Annotated in this window: 10 protein-coding genes and 1 tRNA gene; 8 read left to right on the forward strand and 3 right to left on the reverse strand. The window is 62.7% G+C overall.

The window, feature by feature from the left end; all coding sequences use genetic code 11:
• Nucleotides 1–239 precede the first annotated feature (239 nt).
• The 8 genes from IAE38_RS23005 to ychF all read left to right on the forward strand — a co-directional run bounded on the left by IAE38_RS23005 (nucleotide 240) and on the right by ychF (nucleotide 7041).
• On the forward strand, nucleotides 240–1961 hold the full coding sequence (locus IAE38_RS23005; RefSeq protein WP_201219461.1) for a tetratricopeptide repeat protein: 1722 nt from the start codon (nucleotides 240–242) through the stop codon (nucleotides 1959–1961).
• Between the two features lie 3 nt (nucleotides 1962–1964).
• Nucleotides 1965–2582 (forward strand): lipoprotein insertase outer membrane protein LolB, encoded by a 618-nt coding sequence (gene lolB / locus IAE38_RS23010; protein ID WP_201219463.1) that lies wholly within the window; start codon nucleotides 1965–1967, stop codon nucleotides 2580–2582.
• A gap of 4 nt (nucleotides 2583–2586) precedes the next feature.
• Nucleotides 2587–3447, forward strand: coding sequence for a 4-(cytidine 5'-diphospho)-2-C-methyl-D-erythritol kinase (ispE, locus tag IAE38_RS23015; RefSeq protein ID WP_201165643.1), 861 nt, complete (start codon nucleotides 2587–2589; stop codon nucleotides 3445–3447).
• Between the two features lie 20 nt (nucleotides 3448–3467).
• A tRNA-Gln gene (locus IAE38_RS23020) sits at nucleotides 3468–3542 on the forward strand.
• A 48-nt stretch (nucleotides 3543–3590) separates the two neighbouring features.
• A complete protein-coding gene (locus IAE38_RS23025; RefSeq protein ID WP_003247410.1) occupies nucleotides 3591–4532 on the forward strand; it encodes a ribose-phosphate pyrophosphokinase in 942 nt (313 codons plus the stop codon).
• Nucleotides 4533–4652: 120 nt separating this feature from the next.
• Entirely contained in the window at nucleotides 4653–5252 is a 600-nt protein-coding gene (locus IAE38_RS23030; RefSeq protein WP_028631691.1) for a 50S ribosomal protein L25/general stress protein Ctc, read from the forward strand.
• Nucleotides 5253–5331: 79 nt separating this feature from the next.
• Nucleotides 5332–5916 carry an aminoacyl-tRNA hydrolase gene (pth, locus tag IAE38_RS23035; RefSeq protein ID WP_028631692.1) on the forward strand — a complete coding sequence of 195 codons (585 nt, stop codon included), beginning with the start codon at nucleotides 5332–5334 and terminating at the stop codon, nucleotides 5914–5916.
• 24 nt (nucleotides 5917–5940) lie between these two features.
• Complete coding sequence (gene ychF, locus IAE38_RS23040; protein ID WP_201219465.1) at nucleotides 5941–7041, forward strand: redox-regulated ATPase YchF; 1101 nt, start codon at nucleotides 5941–5943, stop codon at nucleotides 7039–7041.
• Between the two features lie 100 nt (nucleotides 7042–7141).
• On the opposite strand, the gene IAE38_RS23045 is transcribed toward ychF, so the two are convergent.
• The 3 genes from IAE38_RS23045 to IAE38_RS23055 all read right to left on the reverse strand — a co-directional run bounded on the left by IAE38_RS23045 (nucleotide 7142) and on the right by IAE38_RS23055 (nucleotide 11105).
• On the reverse strand, nucleotides 7142–9538 hold the full coding sequence (locus IAE38_RS23045) for a TonB-dependent siderophore receptor (protein ID WP_201219467.1): 2397 nt from the start codon (nucleotides 9536–9538) through the stop codon (nucleotides 7142–7144).
• Nucleotides 9539–9654: 116 nt separating this feature from the next.
• On the reverse strand, nucleotides 9655–10602 hold the full coding sequence (locus tag IAE38_RS23050) for a FecR domain-containing protein (RefSeq protein ID WP_201219469.1): 948 nt from the start codon (nucleotides 10600–10602) through the stop codon (nucleotides 9655–9657).
• A complete protein-coding gene (locus IAE38_RS23055; RefSeq protein WP_442968334.1) occupies nucleotides 10599–11105 on the reverse strand; it encodes a sigma-70 family RNA polymerase sigma factor in 507 nt (168 codons plus the stop codon). The genes IAE38_RS23050 and IAE38_RS23055 overlap by 4 nt, the downstream gene beginning before the upstream one ends.
• Between the last annotated feature and the right edge of the window lie 158 nt (nucleotides 11106–11263).

Genomic DNA, 11263 nt, shown 5'->3' on the forward strand with positions numbered 1-11263 from the left:
CTCCTGAAGTCGCAATCTGCGTCGCCTGGGCTTTCGCGCGCTTAGAAGCAAAAAACAAAAGCAAAAGCGCAAGCGCAGGCGATGACGACACTACCCTGTGGCAGCCTGGTTCGAACCCCATGCGGCATGCGTGGTCTTCTTAGGCGAAGCCTGGCTTGATACCCCAGGCCGGTGGGTTTGCCACCGCGCTTGTGTCATCATGCTCCGACCGCCGGTGAGTCTCCATCTATATGCCCTCTATGAACAGACCTTACGCATTGCTGCTTGCCTTCGCCCTGCTCCAGGGCTGCCAGAGCCTGGCCCCGCAAAAGGCCGAGCCCCCCGCCGCCGAAACCGGCAAGCGCGAGGCCGAAAAGCCCACGGTGTATGGGTCGTTCACGCAGGACACACTCTATAGCCTGCTGGTGGCCGAATTGGCCGGCCAACGCAACCGCTTCGATATCGCCCTGGCCAACTACACCGACCAGGCCGCGAAAACCCAGGACCCTGGCGTTTCCGAACGGGCCTACCGCATCGCCGAATACCTGGGCGCCGACGAACCCGCCCTGGACAACGCCCTGGTGTGGGCCCGCAACGACCCGCAGAACCTCGACGCCCAACGCGCCGCCGCCATCCAGCTGGCCCGCGCCGGCCGTTACGATGACGCCATGGCCTATATGGAGAAGGTGCTGCAGGGCCAAGGCGATACCCATTTCGACTTCCTGGCCTTGTCTGCTGCCGAAACCGACCAGAGCACCCGCGATGGCCTGCTGCACAGCTTCGAGCGGCTACTGGCCAAATACCCCGACAACAGCCAGCTGATCTTCGGCAAGGCCTTGCTGCTGAACCAGGACGGCAAGGCCGAACAAGCCCTGGACCTGCTCGAATCGCACCCGCCACAAAACGGTGAAATCGCACCCATACTGCTGCGCGCGCGGCTGCTGCAGGCCCTGGACCGTGGCCCCGAGGCCCTGCCGTTGCTGCGCAAGGCCATCCGCGACAACCCCGATGACAAGCGCCTGCGCCTGACCTATGCCCGCACCCTGGTGGAGCAGGACCGCATCGCCGACGCCAAGGGAGAATTCCTCAGCCTGGTCCAGCAGTACCCCGAGGACGACGAGCTGCGCTATTCCCTGGCCCTGGTCTGCCTCGAGAACAAAGACTGGGACGAGGCCGAGAGTTACCTGCAGGAACTGGTCGAGCGCGACAGCAACACCGATGCGGCGCACCTGAACCTGGGCCGCATTCGCGAAGAGCGGCACGACCCTGCCGGCGCCCTGCGCGAGTATGCCCTGGTAGGCCCAGGCCCCGACTACCTGGCGGCCCAATTGCGCCAGGCCGATATCCTGATCGCCAACGGCCGTGGCACCGAAGCGTCGCGCCTGCTGGCCGAGGCCCGCGAGGCCCAGCCCGAGCAGGCCATTCAGCTGTACCTGATCGAATCGGAAAGCTACAGCAACAACAACAAGGACGCCCAGGCCAACCAGGTGCTGCAGCAGGCCATCCAGCGCTACCCCGACGACCTCAACCTGCTGTACACCCGCGCCATGCTGGCAGAAAAGCGCGACGACCTGGCCCAGATGGAAAAGGACCTGCGCGCCATCATTGCCCGTGAGCCGGAAAACGCCATGGCCCTGAATGCCCTGGGCTATACCCTGGCTGACCGCACCACCCGTTATGCCGAGGCCCGCCAGCTGATCGACAAGGCCCACCAGCTGACCCCGGACGACCCCGCTGTGCTCGACAGCCTGGGCTGGGTGAATTACCGCCTGGGTAACCTGGACCAGGCCGAAGCCTACCTGCGCCAGGCGTTTGCCAGCTTCCCCGACCATGAAGTGGCTGCCCACCTGGGTGAAGTGCTCTGGGCCAATGGCAAACGCCGCGAGGCCCGCCAGGTGTGGGCCAAGGGCTTCGAAGCACAGGCCGACAGCCCCATTCTGCGCAAGACCCTTTTGCGCCTGACCGGATCCGAGACTCTCTAGACCATGATATTGCGCCATTTCATTACCTTCTCCCTCATCGCCCTGCTGGCAGGCTGCGCCGGTTTCGGTAGCCGCGAGGCCCTGCAGGGCCAAGGCGACCCGCAACAGTGGCGGGCCCATAAAGAACAGCTGACCCAGCTCGACGGCTGGCAGATCAATGGTAAGGTAGGCATCCGCGCCCCACGCGACTCCGGCAGCGGCACCCTGTTCTGGCTGCAGCGTCAGGACTACTACGACATTCGCCTGGCCGGCCCATTGGGCCGCGGCGCCGCACGCCTGACCGGTCGCCCGGGCGGCGTGGTGCTCGAAGTGGCCAACCAGGGCCGCTATGAAGCCACCAGCCCCGAAGCCCTGCTGGAAGAGCAGCTGGGCTGGAAACTGCCGGTATCGCACCTGGTGTGGTGGGTACGCGGGCTGCCCGCCCCCGACAGCAAGAGCAAGCTCACCCTAGACGGCGACAGCCGCCTGGCCGGCCTGGAGCAGGACGGCTGGCAGGTCGAGTACCTGAGCTACGCCGAACAGAACGGCTACTGGCTGCCCGAACGCCTGAAGCTGCACGGCAAGGACCTGGACGTGACCCTGGTGGTCAAGGACTGGCAACCGCGCCAGCTGGGGCACTGAGTTCATGCCCACGCTGACACTGCCTGCCCCGGCCAAGCTCAACCTGTGGCTGCACATCATTGGCCGCCGCGATGATGGCTACCACGAGCTTGAAACCGTGTTCCAGTTCCTGGAGCACGGCGATGAGCTGAGCTTTGCCCTGCGTGACGACGGCATTATCCGCCTGCACACAGACATCACATCGGTACCGCACGACAGCAACCTCATCGTGCGTGCCGCCCGCCAGTTGCAGGCGCAGTCAGGCACCGCGCTGGGCGCCGACATCTGGCTGAACAAGGTGCTGCCCATGGGTGGCGGCATCGGTGGCGGCAGCTCGGATGCCGCCACCACCCTGCTGGGCCTTGACCACCTGTGGCAACTGGGCTGGAGCGAAGACCGCCTGGCTGCCCTGGGCCTCTCGCTGGGCGCCGACGTACCGGTGTTCGTACGCGGCCATGCAGCGTTCGCCCAAGGCGTGGGCGAGCAACTGACCCCGGTCGACCCGGAGCAGCCCTGGTACGTCGTGCTTGTGCCGCAAGTGTCTGTCAGCACAGCAGAAATTTTTTCGCATCCACAGTTGACACGTGATTCTCTCCCCCTTAAGATGCGCCCCGTTCCCGAGGGAAACAGTCGAAATGACTGCCAACCGGTGGTAGAGCAGAATTACCCGGAAGTTCGCAACGCGCTGAATTCACTGGGCAAATTCACAGAGGCTCGACTTACCGGCACTGGAAGTTGTGTGTTTGGGGCCTTCCCAAGCAAAGCCGAAGCTGATAAAGTTCTGGCCCTTCTTTCAGCGACCCAAACAGGGTTTGTGGCGAAAGGAAGCAATATTTCGATGTTGCATCGCAAGCTGCAAAGTCTGGTCAAGAAGTCGAGCGCATAAGCGTTCGCAGCAACAGATACAGGGGCGTCGCCAAGCGGTAAGGCAGCAGGTTTTGATCCTGCCATGCGTTGGTTCGAATCCAGCCGCCCCTGCCATTTTCCTTATACTCATCCAGGTATACCCTCAGCCTTCAGGTACTGCGCGTGTCCAAGATGATGGTCTTTACGGGGAACGCCAACCCCGATCTGGCTCGACGTGTGGTACGTCAGCTGCATATCCCTCTCGGTGACGTCTCTGTCGGTAAATTCTCCGACGGCGAGATCAGCACTGAGATCAATGAAAATGTCCGCGGTAAAGACGTTTTCATTATTCAGCCGACCTGCGCACCGACCAACGATAACCTGATGGAACTGGTAGTGATGGCCGACGCCTTCCGCCGCTCCTCAGCCTCCCGAATCACCGCCGTGATTCCCTACTTCGGATACGCCCGCCAGGACCGCCGTCCGCGTTCGGCACGTGTAGCCATCAGCGCCAAAGTCGTCGCTGACATGCTCACTGTCGTGGGTATCGACCGTGTACTCACCGTCGACCTGCACGCTGACCAGATCCAGGGTTTCTTCGATATCCCGGTCGACAACATCTACGGCTCGCCCGTACTGGTCGATGATATCGAAGACCAGCGTTTCGAGAACCTGATGATCGTTTCCCCGGACATCGGTGGTGTCGTGCGCGCACGTGCCGTCGCCAAGTCCCTGGGTGTCGATCTGGGTATCATCGACAAACGCCGTGAAAAGGCCAATCACTCCGAAGTGATGCACATCATCGGCGACGTCGAAGGGCGCACCTGCATCCTGGTAGACGACATGGTCGACACCGCCGGCACCCTGTGCCACGCGGCCAAAGCCCTGAAAGAACACGGTGCTGCCAAGGTTTACGCCTACTGCACGCACCCTGTCCTGTCGGGCCGTGCGATCGAGAACATCGAGAAGTCGGTACTGGACGAGCTGGTGGTGACAAACACCGTTCCGCTGTCCGCCGCTGCTCAGGCCTGTGACCGTATCCGCCAGCTGGATATCGCACCGGTTGTGGCTGAAGCGGTACGCCGCATCAGCAACGAAGAATCGATCAGCGCAATGTTCCGCTAAGCGGAACGCACGCTGACGAAAAGCGCCCCGCCCCAGCACTTTTGCTGGGGCGGGGCTTTTTTGCCATCCCCGTTGGCGCTGGTCGCAAACGCCCTCGGGGGGCTATTTTGGAGAAACAAAATGACTGATTTCACTCTGAACGCCCAAGCGCGTACTGACCTGGGGAAAGGTGCGAGCCGCCGCCTGCGTCACTCCGCCAGCATCCCAGCCGTTGTTTACGGTGGTGGTAAAGAAGCTCAATCCCTGACCATCGTGGCCAAGGAAATCGCCAAACTGTTCGAAAACGAAGCTGCCTTCAGCCACGTTATCGAACTGAACGTTGATGGCACCAAGCAAAACGTCATCATCAAGGCGATGCAGCGCCACCCGGCCAAGCAGTTCATCATGCACGCCGACTTCATCCGCGTTGTGGCTGGCCAGAAACTGACCGCCAAGGTACCGGTTCACTTCATCAACGAAGAAGCCCCGGTCAAGAAAGGCGGCGAAGTTTCGCACGTTGAGTCCGAGCTGGAAGTTTCCTGCGAAGCGAAGGACCTGCCTGAGTTCATCGAAGTGGACCTGGCCAACGCCGAAATCGGCACCATCATCCACCTGTCGGACCTGAAAGCTCCGAAAGGCGTAGAGTTCGTTGCTCTGGCCCACGGTGATGACAAAGCAGTTGCCAACGTTCACGCCCCGCGCGTTTCCGCTGAAGCTGAAGAAGAAGGCGCTGCTGAGTAATCCACTCGCACGCCGGTGTTGATCGGGTTACAGTGCCGCGCGCCCTGTAACCCAACAACTCCAAGGAAGAGCCCCTGACGTGACCGCCATCCAGTTGATCGTCGGCCTGGGTAACCCCGGCCCCGAATACGAACAGACCCGGCATAACGCAGGGGCTCTTTTCGTAGAACGCATTGCCAGCGCCCAGCGTGTTTCGCTCGCCGCTGACAAAAAATATTTCGGCCTGACGGCTAAGTTCAGCCATCAGGGCAACGATGTTCGCCTGCTCATCCCCACCACCTACATGAACCGCAGCGGCCAGTCCGTGGCGGCATTGGCCAATTTCTTCCGGATCAAACCGGAGGCCATCCTGGTGGCGCATGACGAACTCGACCTGCCTCCCGGCGTTGCCAAGCTCAAGCGCGGCGGTGGCCATGGCGGGCATAACGGCCTGCGCGACATCATCGCGCAGCTCGGCAACCAGAACGACTTCCACCGCCTGCGGCTTGGCATCGGCCACCCGGGTGACGCCAAACTGGTTTCCAACTTCGTCCTGGGCCGCGCGCCGCGCGCCGAGCAGGAGAAGCTCGACGCCAGCATCGATTTTGCCCTCGGCGTGCTGCCGGACGTGCTGGCCGGCGACTTCGCCAAGGCCATGCGCGAGCTGCACAGCCAGAAGGCCTGATTTCCTTTAGAGAGGGGAATACCCATGGGTTTCAATTGCGGCATCGTCGGCCTGCCCAACGTCGGCAAGTCCACCCTGTTCAACGCCCTGACCAAGTCTGGCATCGCGGCGGAGAACTTCCCCTTCTGCACCATCGAGCCGAACAGCGGCATCGTGCCGATGCCCGATGCGCGCCTGAATGCACTGGCGGAAATCGTCAAGCCCAACCGCATCCTGCCGACCACCATGGAGTTCGTCGACATTGCGGGCCTGGTCGCCGGCGCCTCCAAAGGTGAAGGCCTGGGCAACAAGTTCCTGGCCAACATCCGCGAAACCGACGCTATTGCCCACGTGGTGCGCTGCTTCGAAGACGAAAACGTGATTCACGTTTCCAACAGCGTCGACCCCAAGCGTGACATCGAGATCATCGACCTCGAACTGATCTTCGCCGACCTCGACAGCTGCGAGAAACAGCTGCAGAAAGTGGCCCGCAATGCCAAGGGCGGCGACAAGGAAGCCCTGGCGCAAAAGGCAATCCTTGAACAGCTGATCCCGCACTTCACCGAAGGCAAGCCTGCCCGCAGCCTGATGAAGAACATGGCTGACGACGAGAAAGCCGTCATCCGTGGCTTCCACCTGCTCACGAGCAAGCCGGTGATGTACATCGCCAACGTGGCTGAAGACGGCTTCGACAACAACCCGCACCTGGACGTGGTGCGCGCCATCGCCGAAGAAGAAGGCGCGGTCGTGGTGCCGGTGTGCAACAAGATCGAAGCTGAAATCGCCGAGCTGGACGACGGCGAAGAAAAGGACATGTTCCTGGAGGCCCTTGGCCTGGAAGAGCCTGGGCTGAACCGCGTGATCCGCGCCGGCTACGAGCTGCTGAACCTGCAAACCTACTTCACTGCCGGTGTGCAGGAAGTACGTGCTTGGACCGTTCGCGTCGGCGCTACTGCCCCCCAGGCTGCTGGCGTGATTCACACCGACTTCGAAAAAGGCTTCATCCGCGCCGAAGTGGTTGCCTACGACGACTTCATCCAGTTCAAGGGTGAAAGCGGTGCCAAGGAAGCCGGTAAATGGCGCCTGGAAGGCAAGGACTACATCGTCAAGGACGGTGACGTGATGCACTTCCGCTTCAACGTGTAAGCACGCCCTGTGCAACACCTGAAACCCTTGAGGTCAGCGCCTCAAGGGTTTTTTCATTTCCAGGGCGCCTTCACCGCGTTTGCCCATCAAGGTCACCGGCTCAGAAGTCGCCTCGCAAGGTCAGCATGTAGCTTCGCGGTGTGCCGTAGGTAGTGCCGCGCGTCCAGTAACCGGTAGAGTCGAAGTACTTGCGGTCCAGCAGGTTCTCCACGTCCACGCCCACCGTCCAGTGCGGGTCCAGCTTGTAGGCGGCCCGGGCATCGAAAATGGCGCGGCCGCTGTTGCTGACTTCGATCGGCGGATCGTAATAGTGGGATTGGGCAGACACGCCACCGCCGATGCTGAAGCGGCTCCACTCCCCTGGCAGGGTGTAGTTGGTGTTCAGCCGCAGCATGTGCTTGGGCGTTTGCCCCGAGATCGGGCCGCCGCTCTCCGACTGCGTGGTGTTGTAGGTATAACCGGCAGCCACCTGCAGGCCAGGCAGCAGCTCGCCCGTGGCTTCGGCCTCGAAGCCTTTGCTGCGGCTGATGCCATCGCTGTTGATGAAACAGCGGCCAGCGATGTCACCTGCGCACTTGCCATCGTTGGCATAGTCCCGTGCGGCGACTTTTTCTTGCTCGATGTAGAACACTGCAAAAGACACGTTCAGGCGTTTGTCGAGCAGCTCGCCTTTGATGCCAGTCTCGTAGTTGGAGCCCACGGACGGGTCCAGCATCTTGCCGTCGACGGTACGGGAGCTGGCCTGGGGCATGAAGATGTCCGCATAGCTGGCATACAGCGACCATTTGTCGTTCAGGTCGTAGATAGCACCCACGAAGGGCGTGAACTCGTGCTTCTGTTCATTGGTGCTTTTCGAGTCTTCGCTGGAGGTCTCGGTCTTGTACCAGCTCAGCCGCCCACCCAGCACTAGGCTCAGGTCTTCAGTCATGTGCAGGCGGGCGTTCAGGTAGGTGCCATAGCGCGTATCAAGCGTGTCTTCCTTGTAGTCCCACCCCTGGCGTGCCAGCTCGGGCACGTTGTTGTGGTCAGGCCGGTAGACGTTCAGCGGGATGGGGCTGTCCAGTGCCTGGGAGACCTCTTTATCGTTCATGTTGCGCCTGGACCAGTTAGCCCCCAGCGACAGTTGGTGGCGCAGGCCGAAGGCCTCGAAGTCGCCGTCCACATGGCCGTCGACGGCATTGGCCGTGACGTCGAACTTGTGATAATTGACGTCGTTTACCTTGGGGCCGGTGGGGCTGCCAAAGGCCAGGGTGTCTTCGGCGTCCCATTCGATGGCGCTGCGGTTATAGCTGCTTTCGGAATGGGAGAGCGCCAGCTTGCCGGTCCAGTTGTCATTGAAACGGTGGTTGAGGTCGGCGAACACTTCATCGGTGCGGCTCTGCAGGGTGGCCCAGTCCTGCCCCAGGAACGTCGAGCGCTTGAGGTGCGGGTTGCTGGCATCCGGGTTGTTCGGCAGGCCCAGCACGCTGTAGCCATCGATGCGCGAGGTTTGCCGACGCAAGCCCAGCGCAACGGTGGTGGCGTCGCTCAGGTCGCCTTCGACGATGCCATACAGCAACGGGCGCTTGGACTTGGTCACGTCGGTGAAGTAACCACGGTCCTCGTAGGAGGCGACCATGCGGCCACGCAGGGTGCCCTCAGGGTTCAGCTTGCCGCTGGCGTCCAGGTCCAGGCGGTAGTTGTCCCACGACCCCGCCCGGGTAATGACCGTAAAACGTGGGTCGGCAGTAGGGCGTTTGCGCACCAGGTTGACCGCGCCGCCCGGGTTACCCGCGCCAACCAGCAGCCCCGCAGCACCGCGCAGCACCTCTACCCTGTCGAACACCGCCATGTCCGGGATCATCCACCCGGTATAGGCGTACGCCTGACCGGCCACGCCGTCGACCATGTAGCTGTCGTCGGTCAGGTCAAAGCCGCGGGAGCTGAAATGGTGGTTCCCGTAGCCCCGGTTGGCCCGGGTGATGCCGGTGGTCTGGGCCATCACCTGGTCAAGGGACACCAGGTTCTTGTCATCCATCAGCTTGCGTGTCACCACAGTCACGGACTGCGGCGTTTCACGCAGCGTCTGCGGGGTTTTGCCGATGGTCACGGCGCCAGTGGTGTAGGAATTTGTGAACTCGGTGGTCTCTCCCAGGCCCTGGCTGTTGATGTTGGTGGCGCCGAGTTCCAGTGCGCCTTCCGCGTCCACCGCAGGTACCACGCTGAAGGTGCCGCTGCCGGTCACGATGGCCTGCAGGCCGCTGCCAGCAAGCGCCTGCTGCACGGCCTGCAACGGGCTCATCTGGCCTTGTATGGCCGGCGCCTGCTTGCCGGCGACCAGCGCCGGGTCCAGGGACATCACCTGCCCGCCCTGGCGGGCGATGGCATTGAGGGTTTGCGCCAGACTGGCGGCCGGTAGATCGAAGTGCTGCTGTTGCACAGAACCTTGCGCCCACACGTGGGCCGCGGGCGCGGTGGCCAGGGTGATGGCGAGGGCAAGGGGCCAGGGTTTGAACACGTGAAGACTCCTGAATTTTTACTGTTGTCAGGAGGTAGGTGGGACGAACCCCAAAAAGCGGACACGAATCATAAAAATTTTCATTCGAGCAGGGGCAAGGTTTTTTGCCTGCGTGTTTACCGCGCTTCGATTACCGTCACCCACCCGCCGAAACGTCTCACCCGGATAGGCATCGTTTCCTCCAGAGCCGCCAGGGTTCGCTCACTGTCATCCAGCGGGAATACGCCCTGCACGCGCAGCTGACGTACCTGCGGGCTGACGCGGATCACACCCGGGCGATACGGGCGAAGGGCGTCGACGACAGCGTCCAGCGGCTCGTCCAGCACACTGAGGTGGCCCTCAAGCCAATCGGCGCGGTAGGCCTGGCTAGCCTGCAGGGGCTCGATGCGCTTGCGGGTGAGCAAGGCCGCCTGCCCTGCTGCGAGGTCGAGCCAGGCCCCCCCTGGCAGCGATGCTCGCACGGCATGCTCCAGCACCACCACACGGGTGGCGCCAGCCTGCTGCTCGACCAGAAAACGCGTACCCAGTGCGCGCGCATCACCCTGCTCACTGCGCACGATGAAGGGCCTTGAAGCATCGGGCGCCACCTGTATGACCAACGCGCCGCGATAGAGGTGCAACAGGCGCTGCCCGGCCGTGAACTGCACATCCACGGCCGTGCCTGCGTTCAGGCTCAGCCGGCTGCCATCGGGCAGCATGAGGGTACGGCGTTCGCCGGTGCCCGTGCGCAAATCGGCGGTCAACACCCGGCGACCTTCACTGCGTACCCCCAACCACAGGGCCCCACCCACTACGCCCAACCCGCCGATACCGCGCAACACCTCACGCCGGCCAATCGACGGCTGCAGCAGGGTATCACGCAGGGCATCGGGCGCCTGCCGAGCCACCTCGTAGTGCTGGCCCATGCCCCGCTGCAACTGTTCCCAGGCCTGGGCATTGGCGGGGTTCTGCGCCAGCCACTGGCGGAACTGGGCCTGCTGGCGGGCTTCGTCGCGGCCCGAGCGCAGCCGCACCATCCAGGCGATGGCCTGCTCGGCGGCCGGGCCAAGGGCGGTGCGGCTCATGGCTGTGCGCCGCTGAGGTAGCACTGGCGCAACGCCTGGGCCATGTACCGCCCGACCGTGCGCTCGGACACCCCCAGCCGACGGCTGATCTCGGCATAGGGCAGCCCATCCAGCTGGCTCAGCAAAAAGGCTTTTTTTACCACCAAAGGCAGCCCGGCCAGGCTGTGGTCGATGGCGTGCAGCGCCTCGAGCAACAGGTGGGTTTCTTCTGGCGAGGGCGCCAGCGCCTCTGGCAGCAGCATCAGGCGCTCCAGGTAGGCTTGCTCCAGGCGGCGCCGCCGGTGGCGGTCGAAGATCAGCCGGCGGGCGATGGTGGCCAGGTAGGCACGCGGCTGCTCGATGGTCGCCGGGTCCACCCGTGCGGCGATGATCTGGCAGAAGGTTTCGGCTGCCGTGTCCTCGGCATCCGGGCGGTTGCTCAACTGGCGCCGAACGTGCTGCAACAGCCAGCGATGGTGGTCACTGAAAAAGAAACCCAGCTTGCGGGTATCGGATAGAGACACGGGCGAAACCAGAGGTGAATGAGAATGCATCGCATCTTATAGACAGCGAGGTTGAAGTGCCAGCGCCTATGAAGCTGCTGACGCAACAAGCAACATTGGCCCGAAATAAACGTAGGAGCGAGCAAAGCTCGCGATGCGCCGCGCGGGCGGCGCTCGGT

This window comes from Pseudomonas sp. S32 (genome assembly GCF_016648095.1).
Taxonomy (GTDB): Bacteria; Pseudomonadota; Gammaproteobacteria; order Pseudomonadales; family Pseudomonadaceae; genus Aquipseudomonas; species Aquipseudomonas parafulva.